The sequence below is a fragment of the Phytopseudomonas seleniipraecipitans genome (assembly GCF_900102335.1).
Taxonomy (GTDB): Bacteria; Pseudomonadota; Gammaproteobacteria; order Pseudomonadales; family Pseudomonadaceae; genus Aquipseudomonas; species Aquipseudomonas seleniipraecipitans.
The window spans coordinates 86,533-108,552 of sequence record NZ_FNBM01000009.1 but is presented as its reverse complement, the minus strand read 5'-3'; the positions used below and the strand labels follow the sequence as shown (position 1 = coordinate 108,552).

18 protein-coding genes are annotated in these 22,020 nt (G+C 64.1%); 16 read left to right on the top strand and 2 right to left on the bottom strand.

Going from position 1 to position 22,020, the window contains the following annotated elements; genetic code table 11:
• Positions 1-183 precede the first annotated feature (183 nt).
• From recC to recD, 3 genes are read left to right on the top strand one after another with little or no spacing between them, the layout of a single operon-like run.
• A complete protein-coding gene (gene recC, locus BLS60_RS17665) occupies positions 184-3,627 on the top strand; it encodes an exodeoxyribonuclease V subunit gamma (protein WP_092370660.1) in 3,444 nt (1,147 codons plus the stop codon).
• Entirely contained in the window at positions 3,624-7,304 is a 3,681-nt protein-coding gene (gene recB / locus BLS60_RS17660; RefSeq protein WP_092370657.1) for an exodeoxyribonuclease V subunit beta, read from the top strand. Before recC ends, recB begins: the two co-directional genes overlap by 4 nt.
• Positions 7,301-9,325, top strand: coding sequence for an exodeoxyribonuclease V subunit alpha (gene recD / locus BLS60_RS17655; RefSeq protein WP_092370655.1), 2,025 nt, complete (start codon positions 7,301-7,303; stop codon positions 9,323-9,325). Before recB ends, recD begins: the two co-directional genes overlap by 4 nt.
• Positions 9,326-9,788: 463 nt before the next feature.
• On the opposite strand, the gene BLS60_RS17650 is transcribed toward recD, so the two are convergent.
• Positions 9,789-10,367 carry a Maf family protein gene (locus BLS60_RS17650; RefSeq protein ID WP_092370928.1) on the bottom strand — a complete coding sequence of 193 codons (579 nt, stop codon included), beginning with the start codon at positions 10,365-10,367 and terminating at the stop codon, positions 9,789-9,791.
• A 111-nt stretch (positions 10,368-10,478) separates the two neighbouring features.
• Here BLS60_RS17650 and BLS60_RS17645 point away from each other — a divergent pair, with 111 nt between their 5' ends.
• From BLS60_RS17645 to BLS60_RS17585, 13 genes are all read left to right on the top strand, one after another.
• Complete coding sequence (locus tag BLS60_RS17645; RefSeq protein ID WP_070883613.1) at positions 10,479-11,006, top strand: YceD family protein; 528 nt, start codon at positions 10,479-10,481, stop codon at positions 11,004-11,006.
• A gap of 12 nt (positions 11,007-11,018) precedes the next feature.
• A complete protein-coding gene (gene rpmF / locus BLS60_RS17640) occupies positions 11,019-11,201 on the top strand; it encodes a 50S ribosomal protein L32 (protein WP_025167420.1) in 183 nt (60 codons plus the stop codon).
• Between the two features lie 3 nt (positions 11,202-11,204).
• Positions 11,205-12,215 carry a phosphate acyltransferase PlsX gene (gene plsX, locus BLS60_RS17635; protein WP_092370652.1) on the top strand — a complete coding sequence of 337 codons (1,011 nt, stop codon included), beginning with the start codon at positions 11,205-11,207 and terminating at the stop codon, positions 12,213-12,215.
• Between the two features lie 105 nt (positions 12,216-12,320).
• Complete coding sequence (gene fabD, locus BLS60_RS17630; RefSeq protein WP_092370649.1) at positions 12,321-13,265, top strand: ACP S-malonyltransferase; 945 nt, start codon at positions 12,321-12,323, stop codon at positions 13,263-13,265.
• Positions 13,266-13,286: 21 nt separating this feature from the next.
• Positions 13,287-14,030 carry a 3-oxoacyl-ACP reductase FabG gene (fabG, locus tag BLS60_RS17625; protein WP_092370646.1) on the top strand — a complete coding sequence of 248 codons (744 nt, stop codon included), beginning with the start codon at positions 13,287-13,289 and terminating at the stop codon, positions 14,028-14,030.
• A gap of 191 nt (positions 14,031-14,221) precedes the next feature.
• Complete coding sequence (acpP, locus tag BLS60_RS17620) at positions 14,222-14,458, top strand: acyl carrier protein (RefSeq protein WP_003245177.1); 237 nt, start codon at positions 14,222-14,224, stop codon at positions 14,456-14,458.
• A 211-nt stretch (positions 14,459-14,669) separates the two neighbouring features.
• Complete coding sequence (gene fabF / locus BLS60_RS17615) at positions 14,670-15,914, top strand: beta-ketoacyl-ACP synthase II (RefSeq protein WP_092370643.1); 1,245 nt, start codon at positions 14,670-14,672, stop codon at positions 15,912-15,914.
• Positions 15,914-16,726, top strand: coding sequence for an aminodeoxychorismate lyase (gene pabC / locus BLS60_RS17610; protein WP_092370640.1), 813 nt, complete (start codon positions 15,914-15,916; stop codon positions 16,724-16,726). Before fabF ends, pabC begins: the two co-directional genes overlap by 1 nt.
• 3 nt (positions 16,727-16,729) lie before the next feature.
• Positions 16,730-17,794, top strand: coding sequence for an endolytic transglycosylase MltG (gene mltG, locus BLS60_RS17605; protein WP_092370636.1), 1,065 nt, complete (start codon positions 16,730-16,732; stop codon positions 17,792-17,794).
• On the top strand, positions 17,791-18,423 hold the full coding sequence (tmk, locus tag BLS60_RS17600; RefSeq protein WP_092370633.1) for a dTMP kinase: 633 nt from the start codon (positions 17,791-17,793) through the stop codon (positions 18,421-18,423). Before mltG ends, tmk begins: the two co-directional genes overlap by 4 nt.
• Entirely contained in the window at positions 18,416-19,402 is a 987-nt protein-coding gene (locus BLS60_RS17595) for a DNA polymerase III subunit delta' (RefSeq protein WP_092370630.1), read from the top strand. The genes tmk and BLS60_RS17595 overlap by 8 nt, the downstream gene beginning before the upstream one ends.
• A gap of 34 nt (positions 19,403-19,436) precedes the next feature.
• Positions 19,437-19,793, top strand: coding sequence for a PilZ domain-containing protein (locus BLS60_RS17590; RefSeq protein WP_070883621.1), 357 nt, complete (start codon positions 19,437-19,439; stop codon positions 19,791-19,793).
• An 83-nt stretch (positions 19,794-19,876) separates the two neighbouring features.
• Complete coding sequence (locus BLS60_RS17585; protein WP_092370627.1) at positions 19,877-20,659, top strand: TatD family hydrolase; 783 nt, start codon at positions 19,877-19,879, stop codon at positions 20,657-20,659.
• Between the two features lie 221 nt (positions 20,660-20,880).
• Here BLS60_RS17585 and BLS60_RS17580 read toward each other — a convergent pair whose 3' ends face one another.
• On the bottom strand, positions 20,881-22,014 hold the full coding sequence (locus BLS60_RS17580; protein WP_092370624.1) for an aminotransferase class V-fold PLP-dependent enzyme: 1,134 nt from the start codon (positions 22,012-22,014) through the stop codon (positions 20,881-20,883).
• Positions 22,015-22,020 lie beyond the last annotated feature (6 nt).

Below are 22,020 nucleotides of genomic sequence, written 5' to 3'. Positions count from 1 at the left end.
AAACTGCCACCGGCTTGATGCCACGTGTGATCCCGGGCGGGTACCGGGTGAGGCTGGAGTGTCGCGACGTTGGCTGCGGGCGCTGTACTTACCTGGCAATCAATCGCCGCTGCAGGTCGCATCTCAGCGCCCCGCTCTGTCATCATTCGCCGTCTGATTCTGCACACCCCAGGAGCTTCATCGATGTCGGCGCTGAACCCCGGTCTGATCGTGATTCATGGCAACCGTCTTGAGGAGCTGCGCGCCCTGGCGGTGGAGTGGATGCGCCGGTACCCGTTGCGGCCGCTGGAAAACGAGGTGCTGCTGGTACAGAGCAACGGCATCGCTCAATGGCTGAAACTGGCGTTGGCCGAACAGGAGGGCTGCGGCATTGCGGCGGCGGTGGATGTGAGCCTGCCGGCACGCTTTCTCTGGCAGGCCTACCGCAGCGTGCTGGGCAGCGAGGCGATTCCTCAGCAGTCGCCGCTGGACAAGGCGCCGCTGACGTGGCGACTGATGCGCTTACTCCCGAGCCTGTTGAGCGAACCGTGCTTTGCACCGTTGCGGCGCTTTCTGGCGGACGATGCCGACCTGCGTAAGCGCCATCAATTGGCCGAGCGTTTGGCTGACCTGTTCGACCAGTACCAGGTGTACCGCGCCGACTGGCTGGCGGACTGGGCCGCGGGCCTCGATCAGTTGCGCAGTGCCCGTGGCGGCTTGAAGCCGCTCGATGACACGGCGCTCTGGCAGCCGCTGCTGTGGCGCACCTTGCTGGCCGATGTTGGCGAGGAGCACCTGTCGCAAAGCCGTGCCGGCGTGCACCCGCGTTTCGTCGCCAAGCTGGCCGAACTGGAAGCGCCCCCCCATGGCCTGCCGCGTCGGGTCACGGTATTCGGCATTTCCTCGTTGCCGGCGCAGATGCTCGAGGCGCTGGCCGCCATGGCACGCTTCAGCCAGGTGATGCTCTACGTGCATAACCCGTCGCAGCATCACTGGGGCGATATTGTCGAAGACAAGGATCTGCTGCGCCACGAATACCGCCGGCAGAAGCGCAAGGCTGGCGGCCAGGCCGGTCAGGTCGGTCAGCTGGGATTGTTCGACGCGGTGGAACTGCACCAGCATGGCCAACCGCTGCTGGCTTCCTGGGGCAAGCAGGGCCGGGACTACATCAACCTGCTGGATCAGTACGACGAGCCGCAGCGTTACCGCGAGCAGTTCGAGCGCATCGACCTGTTCAGCACGATGAACGAGGGGTCACTGCTCGGCCAACTGCAGAACGACATCCTTGATCTGCGCCCAGTGGAGGAAAGCCGCACGCACTGGCCAGCGGTCGACCCGCAGCAGGATCATTCGCTGCGCTTTCACGTCGCCCACAGTGCCCAGCGTGAGGTCGAGGTGCTGCATGATCGTCTGCTGGCGGCGTTCAGCGAAGACCCGACGCTGCGCCCGCGCGACGTTATCGTCATGGTGCCGGACGTTAATACCTACGCGGCGCACATCCGCGCGGTGTTCGGCCAGTTCGCCAGTGATGACCCACGCTTCATTCCCTTCACCCTGGCGGACCAGGGCCTACGCGGCAAGGAGCCGCTGGTGATTGCCCTGGAGCACCTGTTGCGCCTGCCGGACAGCCGCTTCAGCGTCAGCGAGATTCTCGACCTGCTGGACGTGGCCGCCGTACGCGCGCGTTTCGCCATTGGCGAAGAACAGTTGCCGCTGCTGCGCCGCTGGCTGGAAGGCGCCGGTGTGCGTTGGGGGCTGGATGCTGGCCAGCGTGAGAACCTTGGCCTGGGTGCCGGGCTGGAGCAGAACAGCTGGCGCTTCGGCCTGCGGCGCATGCTGCTGGGTTACGCCGTGGGTGGCGCCGGCGCGCGCGCGGGCATCGAGCCCTATGACGAGATCGGCGGCCTGGATGCCGCACTGATCGGCCCGCTGACGCGCCTGCTGGACGCGCTGGAAATTCACTGCGACAGCCTTGCCGAAACGCTGCAGCCGGTCGCCTGGGGCGAGCGCTTGCGGGCGCTGCTCGACGATTTCCTGCTGCCTCAGGATGAGCGCGACGAGGTGCTGCGCAACCAGGCCCAGGATGCGCTGGAAAGCTGGCTGGAACTCTGTGACGCGGCAACGCTTGAAGAAGCCCTGCCGTTGGCCGTGGTGCGTGAGGCCTGGCTGGGCGGGCTGGACCAAGGCGGCCTCAGTCAGCGCTTCCTGGCGGGCGCCGTGAACGTGTGCACGCTGATGCCGATGCGTGCTATCCCGTTTCGTCACTTGTGCCTGCTGGGCATGAACGACGGCGATTACCCGCGCAGCCAGGCGCCACTTGATTTCGACCTGATGGGTGGCGACTACCGCCCCGGCGACCGTTCCCGCCGTGAAGACGATCGCTACCTGCTGCTCGAAGCACTGCTGGCGGTGCGCGAGCGCCTGTACATCAGCTGGGTCGGGCGCAGCATTCGTGACAACACCGAGCGACCGCCGTCGGTGCTGGTCGGCCAGTTGCGTGACCACTTGGCCAGCGCCTGGCGTCTGACGGATGGCGTCGATCTGCTCCACGCGCTGACCATCGAACACCCGTTACAACCCTTCAGCCGCCGCTACTTTGCCGGCGACGGGCCGTTGTTCAGCTATGTGCACGAGTGGGCCGCCTCGCACCGCGCCCTCGTGGCCCAGCCGCTTGAACAGCCACTGGGGACCTACCTGGCCGATGCCGCGCTCAATCTGGAAAAGCTGCAGCGCTTTCTGCGTGACCCGGTGAAGCACTTCTTCACCGTGCGCCTCAAGGTGCACCTGGACGAAGCCGAGCAGGCCGAACTGGACACCGAGCCCTTCGCCCTCGACGGATTGCAGCGTCATCAGATTCAGCAGGCGTTGCTGCAGGCCGCCGCCCTGGCGCTGCAAGATCAGCAGGGCGTCGACGCCGCGCTGGAACGGGCTGCACGGCGCATCCAGCGCAGTGGTCTGCTACCGGTGGCGGGCTTCGGTGATCGCCTGCGCGCGCAACTGCTTGAGCCGTTGCCGGAACAACTGCGCAGCTATGAAGCGCTGCTGGCGCGCTGGCCCAATCGCCTGCCGTCGCCGATTCGCCTGAGCTTCGCCCACGCCGGCCTGGAGTTGGACGACTGGCTCGGCGAACTGCGCAGCGCCGGTGACGCCCTGGCGCGCCTGGAATTGCAAGCCGGTGGCCTGAAACGCAAGGACCGTTCGTACAAATGGCACCGCCTGCTCAGGCCCTGGGTCAGCCATGTAGTGGCCGCCGCCTGCGGGCATCCGCTGACCACGCTGCTGGTCGCCGAGGACGTGCGCCTGGCCTTCGAGCCACTGACCCAGGCCGACGGCGAGCACATCCTGCGCCACTGGCTGGAAGCTTATGCCGCTGGCATGCAGGCGCCGCTGCCGGTGGCGATCAATACCGCCGCGGCCTGGTCCGCTGCCGTCGAGAAGGATGCGGACAAGGCCGAGGAGGCCGCACGCAAGACCTATGAGGGCGGCCACCTGGTTACCGGCGAAGTGCAGCAGAGCGCCAGCCTGGCTCGCCAGTACCCGGACTTCGACACACTGCTCGGCGATGGCCAGTTCCCGCACTGGAGCGCCGTGCTCTACAAATCATTGCTCGATGCAGATATCGCCGAACTCAAGGATGATCAGCCATGAGCCAGCCATCACGCCCTCTGGCACTGCGTTTCCCGTTGCACGGCAGCCGTCTGATCGAGGCCAGCGCCGGTACCGGCAAGACCTACACCATCTCTGCGCTGTACCTGCGCCTGATCCTCCGTCATGGCGGCGAGGCGGCGTTCCGCGAGCCGTTGCTGCCGCCGCAGATTCTGGTGGTGACCTTCACCGATGCCGCCACCCGCGAGTTGCGTGATCGCATCCGTGCGCGTCTGGTGGAAGCCGCCACGGTGTTTCGTGGTGATGCCGAGGGTGATGCCTTGCTGGCGACCCTGAAGACCGACTTCGCCGCCGCCGAATGGCCGGAGTGCGCCCGGCGCCTGGAGCTGGCCGCGCAATGGATGGACGAGGCGGCGGTGTCGACCATTCACGGCTGGTGCCAACGCATGCTGCGCGAGCATGCCTTCGACAGCGGCAGCCTGTTCAGCCAGACCCTGGAAACCGACCACAGCGAGCTGCTTGCCGAAGTGGTGCGCGACTACTGGCGTCAGCATTGCTATCCGCTGCAAGGGCCGGCCCTTGAGTGGGTGGCGGAGCATTGGCGTGCACCGGACGAACTGGGGCTGCGCATCCGCCCGCTGCTCGGCGAGAACGACGATGGCGCCGCCCTGACGCTCGGTAATTTGCTGGACGATACCCTGCAGGCACGTCGGAGCGCGTTGACCGCCCTCAAGCAACCCTGGGCGGTTTGGGCCGACGCGTTGCAGGGTGTGCTCGATCAGGCGGCCGGTGCCAAGCAGGTCGATGCCCGCAAGCTGCAGACGCGCTTCTACACACCCTGGTTCGACAAGCTGCGTGCCTGGGCACTCGGCGATGACGAAATACTGGACATCGGCACTGGCTTCACGCGGCTGACCCCGGACGGCCTGGCCGAGGCCTGGAAGGTCGGGGCACCACCCGCGCATCCGGCGCTGGATGCCATGGCCACGCTCAAAGCCGAGCTTGAAGGCCTGCCCACGCCTGGCGATGCCGCATTGCGCCACGCCGCCGCGTGGATTCGCCAGCGCTTCGACCGCGAGAAGCGCCAACGCGCCGAAATGGGCTTCGACGACATGCTCACCCGCCTGGACGACGCCCTGCAGAGCGACAGCGGCCCACGTCTGGCCGAGGTGATTCGTCAGCAGTTCCCGGTGGCGTTGATCGACGAATTTCAGGACACCGATCCGCTGCAGTACCGCATCTTCGACACCCTGTATCAGGTGGCGGCGAATCGCGACGACTGCGGGCTGTTTATGATTGGCGACCCCAAACAGGCCATCTATTCCTTCCGCGGCGCGGACATCCACACCTACCTGCGGGCACGCCGCGCCACCGCCGGGCGGCATTACAACCTGGACACCAACTTCCGCTCCAGCGAGCCCATGGTTGAGGCGGTCAACGGGTTGTTCCAACTGGCCGAGTCCCGCGAGGACGGGCAGGGTGCCTTTCTGCTGCGCGACGATCTACCGTTCATTGCGGTCGGCGCTCAAGGGCGCAAGGAAGTCTGGACGGTTGAGGGCGAGGCGCAGCCAGCGTTGAACCTGTGGCATCTGCACAGCGACGAGGCGGTCGCCAAGGGGCGTTACCTGGACGCCCTAGCCGGTAGCGCCGCGGCAGAGATCGTCCGCCTGCTGGTGCTTGGCCAGCAGCAACGCGCCGGATTCCTCAAGGGCGATACGCTCACGGCTCTGCGGCCCAGCGATATCGCCGTGCTGGTGCGCGACTTCAAGGAAGCTCAGGCGATCCGTGGCGAGCTGGCGGCGCGTGGCGTACGCAGCGTGTACCTGTCGGACAAGGATTCGGTGTTCGACACCGTGGAAGCCCATGACCTGCTGCTGTGGTTGCGCGCCTGCGCCGAACCTGATCAGGACCGCCCGCTGCGCGCGGCGCTGGCCAGCTCGACCCTGGGCCTGAGCCTGACCGAGCTGGAGCGACTGAACCTCGACGAGCGCTTCTGGGAGGCGCGGGTCATGCAGTTCCGTGGCTATCGTCAGCGCTGGCAGCGCCAGGGTGTGCTGCCGATGCTGCGTCAGCTGCTGCAGGATTTCGGCCTGCCACAGCGGTTGATGAGCCGCCCGGACGGCGAACGGGTGCTGACCAACCTGCTGCACCTGGCCGAGCTGCTGCAACTCGCTGCCGCTGAACTGGACGGTGAGTTGGCGCTGATCCGCCACCTTGGCGAATCCCTGGCTGGGCGCGGTCAGGCTGCCGAGGAGCAGGTGCTGCGCCTGGAAAGCGATGATGCCCTGGTGCGCGTGGTGACTATCCACAAATCCAAGGGCCTGGAATACCCGCTGGTGTTTCTGCCCTTCATCTGTTCCTTCCGCCCGCTGGACGACAAGAAACCGGTGCAGGTGCACGACGGCGAACGCCGCCGGCTGCTGCTCAAACCCGACGAGGCGAGCCTGGCACAGGCCGAGCAGGAGCGCCTCGGTGAAGACCTGCGTCTGCTCTACGTGGCGCTGACCCGCGCCCAGCACGCCTGCTGGCTGGGCATCGCAGACCTTAAGATCGGCACCGGCAAGACCTCGCGGCTGCACCAGTGCGCTCTCGGTTACCTGCTCGGCGGCGGGTTGCCTCTGGCGCAAAGCGCGCAGTTGATCGACTGGCTGACTCCGCTGGCCGATCCGCCCCGTTGCGTGGCGCTGCCCGCTCCGGCGGCCAGCGAGCAGCAGTACCGCGCGCAGGAGGCCGACGCGTTCGAGCCGCAGTGGCGCACGCCGCTGCGCCGTGCTGCCGAGCATTGGTGGATCGCCTCCTACAGCGCCTTGCGCATGCAAGAAGGCGAAGCGAGCGTGGTGGGGCGCCACCCGGTGGATCGCCACCCGGTAGATCGCCACCCGGTAGATCGCCACGAAGACGTGTCCCCTGACAGCTCGACCGTACAGATCGCCGGTGATGACGAGAACCCGGCACTGGCGCTGGAGCAAATTCCGGTCTCCGCCCAGGGCCTGCACCGCTTTCCGCGCGGGCCGAATCCCGGCACCTTCCTCCATGGCCTGCTGGAAATCGCTGCGGCAGAAGGCTTCGCGGCCATGGCGGCGGCGCCGGATGTGTTGCGCGAACACCTGGCGCGGCGCTGCCAGCGGCGTGGCCTGGAAACCTGGATCGAGCCGCTATGGCTGTGGCTGCAGGGCCTGCTGGTGCAGCCCATGGCGCTCGGCAATGGCCAGTCGGTGAGCCTGGCGACCCTGGGCGAGTATCAGGCGGAACTGGAGTTCTGGTTCGAGGCCCGGCGGGTCGATGTGCTGCGTCTGGATGCGCTGGTGCAACGCTCTGAAATGCCCGGCGTGGCGCGCCCGCAGCTGAGCCCGGATACCCTGAATGGCATGTTCAAGGGCTTTATCGACTTGGTGTTCGAGCATGAGGGCCGTTACTACGTGGTCGACTACAAGTCCAACTGGCTGGGTGCTGATGAGCAGGCCTACACCGCGGAGGCCATGAGCGCCGCCGTAGCCAGCCACCGCTATGACTTGCAGTACGTGCTCTATGTGCTGGCTCTGCATCGCCACTTGCGGCTGCGCCTGGTCGATTACGACTACGACACGCACCTGGGCGGCGCGCTGTACCTGTTCCTGCGCGCACCGGGGGCCGGGCAGTATCTGGCGCGGCCGGACCGCGGATTGATCGAAAAGCTGGACGCGCTGTTTCTCGGCGAGCCCATGGAGGACCTGGTATGACGCCGATGTTCGACACCCGTGAAGGCCTGTTTGAACTGCTGGCAGCCTGGAGCGAGCGCGGCTGGCTGCGCGAGCTGGACCGTACTCTGGCGCATTTCTTCGCTGAGCTCGACCCCGAAGCATCACCCCTGCTGTTGCTGGCAGCTGCGCTGGCCAGCCATCAACTGGGCCAGGGGCATGTGTGCCTCGATCTGCAGACCACCCTGGCCGATCCGGATTCGGCGCTGTCGCTGCCGCCGGAAGGCGAGGGCGCCGAAGGCGTCAGCCTGCTGCCCTCCGAGGTACTGGCTGGTCTGAGCACCGATGCCTGGCTGGCGGCCTGCGCGAACAGCGCGCTGCTGCACGATGCCGAGGATGAGGTCGCGCCGCTGGTGCTGCGCGGTACCTGTCTGTATCTGCGCCGCTACTGGGAGTACGAGCGCAGCGTCGCCGGGGACATTGGCGAGCGCTTGCAGGCCCCGGCGGATGCACCGGCCGATCTCGCTCAGCGCCTGGCGGTGCTGTTTCCCGAGCCGCTGGAACTGGGCGGTCAACGCCTCACCGACTGGCAGAAACTGGCCTGCGCCCTGGCGGCACGGGGGCGCTTCACGCTGATCACCGGTGGCCCCGGCACGGGCAAGACCACCACCGTGGTACGCCTGCTGGCGCTGCTGCAGGCGGCCGCGCTGGATCAGGGTGCACCGTTGCGCCTGAGCCTGGCGGCACCCACCGGCAAGGCGGCAGCGCGGCTGACCGAGTCCATCGGTGCGCAGGTGGCAACGCTGCCGGTCAGCGAGGCGGTGCGTGAGCAAATTCCCAAAACGGTCACCACCTTGCACCGTCTGCTCGGCAGCCGGCCGGACAGTCGCCATTTTCGTCATCACGCCGCCACCCCGTTGCCGCTGGATGTGCTGGTGGTCGATGAAGCCTCGATGATCGACCTGGAAATGATGGCCAACCTGCTCGACGCGCTGCCGATGCATGCGCGGCTTATTCTGCTCGGTGACAAAGACCAGCTGGCCTCGGTGGAGGCCGGTGCGGTGCTGGGCGATCTATGCCGCGATGCTGAGGCCGGCGGTTACAGCCAGGCCACCCGCGAGTGGCTGGCACGGCAGACGGGCGAGCGGATCGACGCCACACAGTTGCAGGTGGGTGAGCGCGCGCTGTCGCAGCACATCGTCATGCTCCGCCATTCCCGGCGCTTCGCCGGGGGCTCCGGTATCGGCCGTCTGGCCGTCGCGGTGAATCGCGGCGCGGCGATGGAAGCACGTGAGGTGTTGGCTGCCGGTGGCGCGGATCTGCACCAGTTGCGACTGGCAGGTGAGCAGGACCGCGCCTTCGAGCGCCTGCTGCTTGATGGTTTGCCCGGCGGCGAGCAACGCCCGGTGGGCTATGCCGACTACCTGAGCGTTCTCCGTGAGCAGCGGCCTGGCCTGACTGACGGTGAAGAGCGCTGGGATGCCTGGGCTGCCAGGGTGCTGGCCGCTTTCGATCGGTTTCAGCTGCTGTGCGCCGTACGCAAGGGGTCCTGGGGTGTCGAGGCGCTCAACGGACGCATCGCCCATGCGCTGCTGCAGCGTGGGCTGATCGAACAGGAGCATGGCTGGTACGAAGGCCGCCCGGTGCTGGTCACGCGTAACGACTATGGCCTGGGCTTGATGAACGGCGATATCGGCATTGCCCTGCGCTTGCCCGAGCCGGCGCTGGAGGCGGGCGGCCCCATGCGCTCGGCGCTACGCGTGGTGTTCCCGCGCAATGACGGTTCGGGCAGTCTGCGCTCGATCCTGCCCAGCCGCCTTGGCGCCGTGGAAACCGTCTTCGCCATGACCGTGCACAAATCCCAGGGCTCGGAGTTCGCCCATTGCGCCCTGGTGCTGCCGGACAACATCAACCCGGTGCTGACCAAGGAGCTGGTCTACACCGGCATCACCCGCGCCCGCGATTGCTTCAGCCTTATCGAAAGCCGCGCCGGCGTATTCGAAACCGCCATTCAGCGCCGCGTTGAGCGCCGCAGCGGGTTGTGGGAGCGCTTGAGCACTTAGCTCATCGGCGTCGAATGTGTGGTCGATCCAAGAGGGTGGATGAGGTTCTTTTCATCCACCATGGCGATGCAAGAAGGATTGCGGTCACCTGCGTATCGACGTCCGTCAGCTGCCACCGTTGTCTAATCAGCTGAGCCGCGCTGCTGGCCACCGTTTCGTAGCGCGTGGTTGAGCGCAGCCGCACCTGGGTATCGCTTCGCTGGACGCTAGGCTATGACGATATTCAGAGTGCCTGAACGCCCTCGAGCATCTTGGCCAGACGGATCCGCCAGGGCGATGGCGGGACACAACTGCGATTCACGGCGTATCGACACCCACCAGCCGCATCGGTATCGAGGTGCCGGATGGCACGATGCGGTCCCGGCCACCGTTTCGGAATCCGCCGTTGAGTGCGGTAATACCGTGGCGCGGGTCACCGCTGTTCTCCGGGTATCGCTTCGCTGGACGCCAGACTATGACGTTATCACGGTATCTGAACGCCCGCGGTGTCGAGCATCTCCACCAGGCGGATCAGTGGCAGCCCGATCAGGCTGTTGACGTCGCTACCCTCGGTGCTGCGAAACAGGCTGATGCCCAGTCCTTCTGCCTTGAAGCTGCCGGCACAGTCGTAAGGCTCTTCGGCTTTCAGGTAGCGCTCGATCTGCTCGGCGGTCAGGTCGCGAAAATGCACCGTATAAGGAATGCAGTCGACCTGACAGCTGCCATCGCGGCTGTCGAGTAATGCCAGGCCGGTTAGAAAGGTGACGCTCTTGCCGCTGGCTGCGCTGAGTTGTGCGTGGGCACGGCGATAATCGTGAGGTTTACCGAGTACCTGGCCGTCGAGCACGGCAACCTGGTCGGAGCCGATGATCAGGTGTTCGCCGAAACGCTCGGCCAGCGCCAGGGCCTTTTCCTGAGCCAGACGGCGTACCAGATGCTCGGCGGACTCGCCCTTGCGACGCGCCTCATCGATGCTCGGTGCGGCCCATTCGAAGGGCTGACGCAAACGGCTCAGCAGCTCACGGCGGTAGGGTGAACTGGAGGCGAGAACCAAGGAAGACATCGGCATTGGCCTTGTACGGAATGGGCTGGAAATTCTAGCCGTCAGCAAAGCACCTGGACAGGCGGAATTTCCTTTGACAGCGCACGGTTGCATCCATAGAATGCGGCGCCTATGTCAAACGGCCCGATTCCACCTCACGTTGATCCACGCAAACTCGCCGATCGTGGTGCCACCCTTGAGGGTGAGCTACCGCTAGCCGATTTGTCGAGGCTCTGCGACCCTCTTGCCGATAACGGCGGTAACGTGCGTGCGAAGTTTTCTTTCGAGCGTGACGAGCGCCATGCTGTGGTCATCCACAGCAAGCTCGAGGTTGAAGTCAAGATGGTTTGCCAGCGTTGTCTGGATCAGGTCACCTTACCGATCCTCAGCGAGTGTGATTACGCTGTGGTGAAGGAAGGCGCGAATACCCAGTCCGTGCCGCAAGGCTATGACGTACTGGAAATGGGTGAAGATCCTCTGGATCTGCTGGCCTTGGTCGAGGATGAGCTGTTGCTCGCCTTGCCCATCGTGCCGGTCCATGACCCGAAAGATTGCCAGCCGCCGGCGGGCCTTGATGAGCCTGAGTCGAGCGAGGACGGGGTGACGCGGTCCAACCCGTTCAGTGTATTGGCACAGTTAAAGCGTGACCCAAACGTTTAGGAGTTTACTAGTATGGCTGTTCAGCAGAACAAAAAATCCCGTTCCGCCCGTGACATGCGTCGTTCGCATGACGCGCTCGAGGGTAACGCTCTGTCCGTTGAGAAGAGCACCGGTGAAGTTCACCTGCGCCACCACGTATCGCCGGAAGGTGTTTACCGTGGTCGCAAAGTGATCGACAAGGGCGCTGACGAGTAAATCTTGTCCGCTCCGATCATCGCGATTGATGCAATGGGTGGGGACTTCGGTCCCCACTGCATTGTTCCAGCCAGCGTCGCCTGTCTGGCTGAATTCCCCTCGCTGCACCTGGTTCTAGTCGGCCAAGCCTCCCTTATAGAAACCCTGCTCGCTGGTATCTCCGGTGTGGATTACTCACGCCTGAAAATCGAGCATGCGGCCGAGTCTATCGAGATGGGTGAGCGTCCTGCTCAAGCCTTGCGTGGCAAGCCGGATTCCTCCATGCGCGTGGCGCTGGAGGTGGTGCGCGACGGGCGTGCGCACGCTTGCGTGAGTGCCGGCAATACTGGCGCGCTGATGGCCTTGTCGCGGCATGTGCTGAAAACCCTGCCCGGTATCGACCGGCCAGCGATGATCGCGGCCATTCCGAGCCGCAATGGCGTCTGTCATCTGCTCGACCTGGGTGCCAATGTCGACTGCACGGCCGAGCATCTCTGTCAGTTCGCAATCATGGGGTCAGTGGCAGCCGAGGTGCAGGGCGTGGCGGCGCCGCGGGTCGGTTTGCTGAATGTCGGCAGCGAGGAAACCAAGGGTAACCAGCAGGTCAAGCAGGCGGCTGCGATGCTCGAGGGCGTCGATGGGCTCAACTATGTCGGCTTCGTCGAGGGGGATGGCTTGTATCGCGGCGATGCTGACGTGCTGGTCTGCGATGGTTTCGTCGGTAATGTGCTGCTCAAGTCCAGCGAGGGCCTGGTGACGATGATCGTGTCACGGCTCGAGGCGCTGTTTCGCAGTACGCTGCTGGGGCGCGTTGCCGGGTTGCTGGCGTTGCCGCTGTTGCGCCGCTTGCGCAGCGAGCTGGCCCCGGCACGGCACAACGGTGCGAGCTTCATTGGCCTGCAAGGTATCGTGGTGAAGAGTCACGGCAGCGCCGGCCCGGATGGTATAAAGAGCGCCATTCGCCGGGCAATGACCGATGTGCAAGAGAATTTGCCAGAGCGACTGAGTGGTCGGATCAGGCACTTACTGCCGTAATATGTGACCACTTGGGATGGTCCGCCATCCAAAATGTCAGTTTTCCAGCGCGCGCCGATGGCGGGCGTTAATTTTCGACGAGAAGATCACTAAGGGAACCGTTCCATGTCTGCATCCCTCGCATTCGTCTTTCCCGGTCAGGGCTCGCAAGCGCTGACCATGTTGGCCGGACACGGCGCAGAGCACGCGCTGGTCCTCGACACCTTCAGTGAAGCATCGAGCGCTTTGGGTTATGACCTGTGGGCATTGACCCAGCAGGGCCCGGAAGACCAGCTCAACCAGACTGACAAGACCCAGCCTGCCATACTGGCTGCCTCTATCGCCTTGTGGCGCTTGTGGCTGGCCGAGGGCGGCGCGCGTCCTGCGTTCGTCGCCGGGCATAGCCTGGGCGAATACAGTGCGCTGGTCGCCGCTGGCTCCATCGGCTTCGCCGAAGCGGTGAAGTTGGTCGAGCTGCGTGGCCAGCTGATGCAGCAGGCCGTACCGGCCGGGCAGGGTGGCATGGCGGCCATTCTTGGTCTGGAAGACGCCGACGTGCAGGCCGCCTGCGCCGAAGCGGCGCAGGGCGAAGTGGTTAGCGCAGTCAACTACAACGCGCCGGGCCAGGTGGTAATCGCCGGTTCCGCGGCTGCCGTGGCTCGCGCGGTCGAGGCTTGCAAGGCACGTGGCGCGAAGCGTGCGCTGCCATTGCCGGTCAGCGTACCGTCGCACTGCGAGCTGATGCGTCCCGCTGCCGAGCGCTTTGCCGAGTCGGTTGCCGCCATCGCGTGGCAGGCCCCGGAGATTGCGCTGGTGCAGAACGTCAGTGCCGATGTGGTGGCCGACCTCGATACCCTCAAGCGCGATCTGCTGGCTCAGCTGTACAGCCCGGTACGCTGGGTTGAGTCAATGGTCCGTCTCGGCGAGCAGGGCGTTACCGATCTGGTCGAATGCGGCCCAGGTAAAGTGCTGTCAGGTTTGAACAAGCGTTGTGTCAAGGGCGTCAATACGCACAACCTCGACACCCCCGAAGCCTTTGCCGCTGCGCGCGCTGCACTGGCCGCCGTCTAGGCCGAACACTAGGAGAATGCTATGAGTCTGCAAGGTAAGGTTGCACTGGTCACTGGCGCAAGCCGCGGTATCGGCCAGGCAATCGCCCTGGAGCTGGGTCGTCAGGGCGCCGTGGTGATCGGTACGGCGACGTCCGAAGCGGGTGCCGAGCGTATCGCTGCCACCCTCAAGGAAAATGGCATCGAAGGCACTGGCCTGATGCTCAACGTGAGCAACGACGAGTCGGTCGCCGCCACGCTGGAAAAGATCCAGAAGGATTTCGGCCAGGTGCTGGTGTTGGTCAACAATGCTGGCATCACCCGCGACAACCTGATGCTGCGTATGAAAGATGACGAGTGGCATGACGTCATCGATACCAACCTCAACAGCCTCTATCGTTTGTCGAAGGCCGTGCTGCGCGGCATGACCAAGGCGCGTTTCGGGCGTATCATCAACATCGGTTCGGTGGTGGGTGCCATGGGCAACGCCGGGCAGGTAAATTACGCAGCGGCCAAGGCTGGCCTCGAAGGTTTCGGCCGTGCACTGGCCCGTGAGGTTGGTTCGCGTTCGATCACCGTCAACGCTGTGGCACCGGGTTTCATCGATACCGATATGACCCGTGAATTGCCGGAAGCACAGCGTGAAGCGCTGCTGACACAGATTCCGCTGGGCCGTTTGGGGCAGGCACAAGAGATCGCCAATGTGGTTTCTTTCCTTGCCTCCGATGGTGCAGCTTACGTCACAGGGGCTACTATCCCTGTGAACGGCGGGATGTACATGAGCTGAATACGGGCGGTGCCTTCGGCGAACGTCTTCGATCGATTCAAACTTGGTGGCAAAATTGCGGGTTTGGAAATGAGGTCGTTGAGGTATTTCCGTGGGCGCCATTGGCTTTCAGCTTGAAAAGCCGAAAACCCTTTCTATACACTTGCCGGCACAACCAGCTGGCTGGATTTGTCCAATAGGAGTGACAACACGTGAGCACCATCGAAGAACGCGTCAAGAAAATCGTTGCCGAGCAACTGGGCGTGAAGGAAGAAGAAGTAACCAACAGCGCTTCCTTCGTTGAAGACCTGGGTGCCGACTCTCTTGACACCGTTGAGCTGGTGATGGCTCTCGAAGAAGAATTCGAGACCGAAATCCCGGACGAGCAAGCCGAGAAGATCACCACTGTTCAGGAAGCAATCGACTACGTTACTGCGCACGCGCAATAAGCAGTTCGTCGCTTCCCGAATCGGAAAAGCCGCACGTCTGCAAAGGCGTGCGGCTTTTCTTTAACGGGTCACTGTAAAAGCAAGAAGAACGCCGACGGCGTCTTTCCGCTCGGGTGAGTCTGCCCAGAGCCAATCGCTGGATGATCAATGCCTGGGCAAAGGCTTGCCAGGTGCATCGAGGCGTAGAAAAACCTGATAAGAGGAGATTGCTGTGTCGCGTAGACGCGTCGTGGTTACCGGTATGGGCATGTTGTCGCCGCTGGGTAACGATGTGCCGAGCAGCTGGCAGGGCATTCTGGCCGGCCGCAGTGGCATCGGCCTGCTTGAACACATGGATCTTTCTGCCTATTCCACCCGCATTGGTGGCTCGGTAAAGGATTTCGATGTCGAGCCGTATCTGTCCGCCAAAGAGGCGCGCAAGCTCGATCTATTTATCCAGTACGGTCTGGCGGCCTGCTTTCAGGCAGCTCGTGACGCCGGCCTGGAAGTCACGGATGCCAACCGTGATCGCATCGGTGTGGCCATGGGCTCCGGCATCGGCGGCCTGACCAACATCGAGAATAACTGCAAATCGTTGCACGAGCAGGGGCCACGGCGCATCTCGCCGTTCTTCGTGCCGGGCTCGATCATCAACATGATTTCCGGCTTCCTGTCGATTCACCTCGGTCTGCAGGGCCCCAACTACGCCATCGCCACGGCCTGCACCACCGGTACCCATTGTATCGGCATGGCCGCACGCAACATTGCCTATGGCGAGGCTGACGTGATGTTCGCCGGTGGTGCCGAGATGGCGGCCTGTGGTCTGGGCCTGGGCGGCTTCGGTGCGGCGCGCGCCATGTCCACTCGCAATGACGAGCCGACCAAGGCCAGCCGTCCGTGGGACAAGGGCCGCGATGGCTTTGTGCTTTCCGACGGTGCTGGTGCGTTGGTGCTCGAAGAGCTCGAGCACGCCAAAGCACGTGGCGCGACCATCTATGCCGAGCTGATCGGCTTCGGCATGAGCGGCGACGCCTTCCACATGACTTCGCCACCCGAGGACGGTGCTGGCGCCGCGCGTTGCATGACCAACGCGTTGCGTGATGCCGGCATTCAGCCCTCCGACGTGCAGTACATCAATGCCCACGGCACGTCGACGTCGGCCGGCGACAAGGCTGAAGTGGCAGCGATCAAGACCGTCTTCGGTGATCACGCGCATTCGGTTGCAGTCAGCTCGACCAAATCGATGACCGGGCACCTGCTCGGCGCCGCAGGTGCGGTCGAGGCGATCTTCAGCATCCTGGCGCTGCGTGATCAGGTCGCGCCGCCGACTATCAACCTGGACGAGCCGGACGAAGGCTGCGATCTGGACTTCGTGCCGCACCAGGCGCGCAAAATGCCGATCGAGGTGGCGCTGTCCAACTCGTTCGGGTTCGGTGGCACCAACGGCTCACTGGTATTCCGTCGGTACGCTGATTGATGCTCAGCTGGGTCGATGGCCGGCCGGCCACGTCGTTGTCCCTTGGGGATCGCGGCCTGGCCTACGGTGACGGCCTGTTCGAGACCATCGCCGTGCGCGGCGGCCAGCCGGTGCTGCTCGACCGCCACCTGGCGCGTGTCGGTGCCGGCTGCAAGCGTCTGCTGATCAACCTCGATAGCGCGCAACTACGCGGCGAGCTGTTGGCCTTCTGCGCCGAGCTTCAGCAGGGCGTCGCCAAACTGATTGTCACCCGCGGTGACGGCCAGCGAGGCTACGCGCCGTCAGCCGGGGCTCCACGGCGTATTCTGCAGGCTGGCGTCATGCCGGCTCACCCGCCGCAGCACGCCGAGCGCGGTGTCCATCTGTTCTCCTGTCAGGCCCGCCTGGCCGAGCAGCCACTGTTGGCCGGCCTCAAACATCTCAATCGCCTCGAACAGGTATTGGCTCGTGCCGAATGGCAGGATGCCGAACACGCGGAAGGATTGATGCGCGATGTGTCGGGGCGAGTGATCGAGGGCGTGTTCAGCAACCTGTTTATGGTGCGCGATGGCATGCTGTCGACCCCTGACTTGTCGCGTTGCGGCGTGGCGGGCGTGATGCGTGCCGAACTGCTGGAACAGGCGCAGAGCCTGGGGATTATCTGTCAGGTGCGTGATATCGAACTCGACGAGCTATTGACCGCCGACGAGGTCTTCGTCTGCAACAGCCTGTACGGCATATGGCCGGTTCGCGAGTTACAGGGCCGTCACTGGTCGGTCGGACCGCTCACCCGTAAACTGCAGGCCATTGCCCGTCATCTACTGGACTGCTGATTCGTGATCCGCAAATTACTGTTAATGCTCGAAATTGCCGTTGTGCTGGCTGGCCTTACGCTGGGCTTTGCCGCTTGGCAGCAGCACCGCGCTCTGGAGCAGCCGCTGGCCATTAGCGAGGAACGCCTGATCGAGGTGCCCGCCGGTGCCACGCCTGGTGGCGTACTCAACCGGCTGGAGGCCGATGGCGTGATCGATGGCGCGATTTGGTTGCGCCTGTATTGGCGTTTCAATCTGCAGGGACAACCGCTGCACAGCGGCGAATACCGCCTGACGCCCGACCTGAGTGTGCGGGATATGCTCGACCTGTGGCGACGCGGTGAAGTGGTCCAATACAGCCTGACCCTGGTCGAAGGCTGGAGCTTCCGCCAGGTGCGGGCAGCACTGGCGCGTCAGGACAAACTGGAACTGACCCTGAGTAAGCTGAGTGATGACGAGATCATGGCGAAGCTTGGGCAGCCCGGCCTCAACCCCGAAGGGCGCTTCTTCCCCGATACCTACCGCTATGTGCGCGGCATGAGCGATCTGGACCTGCTCAAGCAGGCTCACAAACGCCTGCAGGTGGTGCTCGATGAAGAGTGGGCGAACCGCTCCGAATCGCTGCCGTACAAGAATCCGTACGAAGCGCTGATCATGGCCTCGATGATCGAGAAGGAAACCGGCGTGCCGGAAGAGCGCGGCGAGATCGCCGGGGTGTTCGTTCGCCGCCTGGCGATTGGTATGCGACTGCAGACCGATCCGACGGTCATCTTCGGTCTTGGTGAACGCTATCAAGGGCGGATCACTCGCGCTCATCTGCGCGAGCCTACGCCTTATAACACCTACACCATCGACGGTATGCCGCCGACGCCGATTGCCCTGGTCGGCCGCGAGGCGATTCATGCGGCGCTGCATCCGGTGGCTGGCAAGGCGCTGTATTTCGTCGCCCGTGGCGATGGCAGTCACGTCTTTTCGGAGACCCTCGACGCACACAACCGCGCCGTGCGTGAATACCAGTTGAAGCGGCGGGCGGACTACCGTTCCAGCCCGGCGCCGACTTCTCAGAACAGCGATAAGGACACCCCGTGAGCGGCTTGTTTATCACCCTGGAAGGCCCCGAGGGCGCCGGCAAGAGCACCAATCGCGAATACCTGGCGGCGCTGCTGCGCGAGCAGGGGATCGACGTGCTGCTGACCCGCGAACCCGGCGGCACGCCGCTGGCCGAGCGGGTGCGTGAATTGCTGCTGGCGCCCAGCGGCGAAGCCATGGCCAGCGATACCGAGCTGCTGCTGGTATTCGCGGCACGTGCCCAGCACCTCGCTCAGGTCATTGTGCCGGCGTTGAGCCGCGGTGCCGTGGTGCTTTGTGACCGTTTCACGGATGCCACGTACGCGTATCAGGGCGGCGGCCGTGGCCTGGATGTGCAGCGTATCGCGCAGCTGGAAACGTTCGTGCAGGGCGCGCTGCGTCCCGATCTGACCCTGGTGTTCGATTTGCCGGTGGAAGTGGGCCTGGCGCGTGCAGCTGCCCGCGGGCGCCTGGATCGCTTCGAGCAGGAAGGCCGCGAGTTCTTCGAGGCGGTGCGTACGACCTACCTGCAACGCGCCAGGGCCGAGCCGGCGCGTTATCGCATTCTCGATGCGGCGCAGACCCTCGAAGCCGTGCAGCGCGACCTCGATGAGCTGCTGCCGCAGCTGTTGGAGCTGCAGCGTGGCTGATGTCTATCCGTGGCAGACCGCCCTGTGGCAGCAATTGGCCGGACGCAGCCAGCATGCCCACGCTTATCTGCTCCATGGCCCTGCCGGGATCGGCAAGCGAGCGCTGGCCGAACGGCTGATGGCGCTTTTGCTGTGCAAGTCTCCGGTGGCGCTGCAGCCCTGCGGGCAGTGCAAATCATGTCATCTGCTGGCTGCCGGCAGCCACCCGGACAACTACGTGCTTGAGCCGGAGGAGGCCGACAAGCCGATCAAGGTCGATCAGGTACGGGCACTGGTCAACTTTGTGGTGCAAACCGCACAGCTGGGCGGGCGCAAGGTGATCCTCGTCGAGCCGACCGAGGCCATGAACCTGAACGCCGCCAATGCGTTGCTCAAGAGCCTGGAAGAACCTTCGGGCGATACCGTGCTGCTGTTGATCAGCCACCAGCCGAGCCGGCTGTTGCCGACCATCAAAAGCCGGTGCGTGCAGCAGGCCTGCCCGCTGCCCAGCGAGAGGGTGAGCCTGGAGTGGTTGGGCGAGGCCCTGCCGGGCACCTCCGAGCAGGAGATTCGCGAGTTGCTGTACCTGGCGGCGGGCTCTCCGCTGGCGGCGGTCAGGCTGCAGGCACAAGGGGTGCGCGAGCAGCGTGCGCTGGTTGTAGAGGGTGTGAAAAAGCTGCACAAGCAGCAGATTTCCGTCAGCCAACTGGCCGAGGGTTGGAAAGAGGTGCCCTTGCCGCTGCTGTTCGACTGGTTTTGCGATTGGGCGCATCTGATCCTGCGTTACCAGCTCACGCAGGACGAGCAGGGCCTTGGCCCCACCGATATGGCCAAGGTCGTGCAGTACCTGGCGCAGAAGGCGCCGCAGAGCAAAGTGCTGAGCATTCAGGAATGGCTGCTGCAACAGCGGCAGAAAGTCCTGGGTAAAGCCAACCTCAACCGTGTGCTGCTTCTCGAAGCCTTGCTGGTGCAGTGGGCAAGCCTGCCTGGACCGGGCTAGAATCGATGCCACGACACGAAATCAGGAATCACGCATGAGCTTGCCACCGAATCTGGGGCCCCGTAACGGCATCTTGTCCCTGACCATCAAGGACAAGTCGGTGCTTTATGCCGCCTACATGCCCTTTATCAAGAACGGCGGTCTGTTCATTCCTACGAACAAGAACTACAAGCTCGGCGATGAAGTCTTCATGCTCCTCAATCTGATGGACGAACCGGAAAAGATCCCGGTCGCTGGCAAGGTTGTGTGGATCACCCCCAAGGGCGCTCAGGGCAACCGCGCCGCTGGTGTGGGTGTGCAGTTCAACGAAGGCGACAATTCTGCTCGAAACAAGATCGAAACCTACCTGGCGGGCGCTCTCAAGTCCGATCGCCCCACCCATACGATGTAGGCTGCAAGCCCCCAGTCGCGAGCGACAAGTGAGCCCTGGCGACTCGCTTGCGGCTCGATGCTTGCCGCTTGAGGCGCTACTTCATGCTGATAGATTCCCACTGCCACCTTGATCGTCTTGACCTGACTGCCCACGGCGGTTCATTGGACGAGGCGCTGGTTGCCGCGCGCGCACGCGGTGTTGGTCATTTCCTGTGTATCGGGGTGAGTGCCGACAATGCTGCCGCGGTGCGCAGCCTGGCGCAGCGCTATGCTGACGTCGATTGCTCGGTTGGCATCCACCCGCTCGATCTGCAGCCGGGCAGCGCGCCGGCACTGGACTGGCTGCTCGCCGAACTCGATCACCCCGGTGTGGTGGCCATCGGCGAGACTGGCCTCGATTACCACTACGAGCCAGAGGCGGCCGAGGCGCAGCGCGAGGCGTTCCGTTTGCACCTGCACGCCGCCCAGATCACCGGCAAGCCGGTGATCGTGCATACCCGCGAAGCCCGCGCCGATACGCTGGCGCTCCTGCGTGAAGCGGCATTGCCGCAAGGCGGGGTGCTGCACTGCTTCACCGAAGACTGGGAGATGGCCAAGGCAGCACTGGATATCGGCTTCTATATCTCGCTGTCGGGCATCGTCACCTTCCGCAATGCCGACGCGTTACGCGAAGTGGCTCGCCAGGTGCCCGCCGACCGCCTGCTGGTGGAAACCGACTCGCCGTATCTGGCACCCATCCCGCACCGCGGCAAACCCAACCTGCCGGAGTACGTACGTGATGTCGCCGAGTACCTGGCAGTGCTGCGCGGCGTGAGTTATGACGAGCTGGCGCAGCAGACGGGCGAGAACTTCAAGCGGTTGTTCCCCTTGGCGCGGGTCGCCTGATTTGCTGTCGGCCTGCGGCTTGCGGCAGGTAAAAAAAACCCGGGTTCGGGGGAATCCGGGTCAAGACCATTAGGAGTCAAGCGAAGTGCGCGGTCCTCGGCACTCCGGCCGCCGCGACACTTGGGGGAGATGCCGCAACGGTCTCTGAAGTATTGGTCATTTGCGGCCGACGTCTATGCCGGCTTTAAACGGATTTGGAATATTTCTCCGGCTGCTAGTGCTCATTGCGAGGCGACGGCGCGTAACAGCCGCAGCGTTTCTTCGATAACGCGTGGCGGCGTGTAGAAGTGTGGTGACAGGCGAATCCCGCCGCCGCGCTGGGCGCAGATGATCTGTGCTGTTTTCAGACGCTCGTGCAGCGCACGGTTCTCCCATCCAGCCAGGGCGAAGGTAACGATGCCCGCGCGTTTTTCCCGCTCTTTGACGCTGAGTAGCTGGACGCCCGACAGACCCTGCAGTCCGTCGAGCAGCCATTGCACCCGTTCGTGTAGCGCGTCTTCGACCTGACGCATGCCGACCTCCTCAAGCAGCGACAGACTCGCCTCCAGCGCCATGGCGCCGAGCATGTTGGGGCTGCCGCATTCGAAGCGCCTGGCGCTGCGTGCTGGTTGCCAGTCATCACGGTCGTAGTCGCCAGCGTGCTCAAGCATGTGCCAGCCGTATTCGTGCAGCGTCAGCTGCTCACGCAAATCCTGTCGGCAATAGAACACGCCCAGGCCTTCCGGGCTCAGCAGCCATTTGTGGCCGTCAGCCATGGCAAAGGCGCAGCGACTGCTTTGCACGTCCATGCCCACGGCGCCCAGTTGCTGGATAGCATCCACGCACAACAGCACGCCGCGTTGCTCGCAGCCAATACCGAGGCGCTCCAGATCCAGGCGCAGGCCGCTGGCGTATTGCACCGCGCTGATCGCCATTAGGCGGGTGCGTGGCGTACAAGCAGCGAGCAGTGCGCTTTCTGCGGCGCCGTCGTGCAGGTTCACCTGCACCACCTCAACGCCCCGTGGCCGTAGAGCCTCCCAAACGATGCGGTTGGACGGGAATTCTTCACTGCTGATGATGATCTGGTCGCCTTCGCGCCAGTCCAGGCCGAAGGCCACGAACGACAGCGCTTCGGAGGTGTTCTTGACCAGTGCGATATCAGCCCGCGACGGCGCATTCAGCAGGCGCGCCAGGCGCTCGCGCAGGCGGCGTTCTGTTTCCAGCCATTGCGAGTAATCACGCGCGCCGCTGGTGATGTTCTCCTTCGCGAAGCGCTCCACGGCCCGCGCGGTGCGTGCCGGCCAGGGGGCGACCGCCGCGTGGTTCAGGTAGTAAAGATCGGCTGGCTGAGGAAACTCGTCGATGATGGCATTCATGAGCGT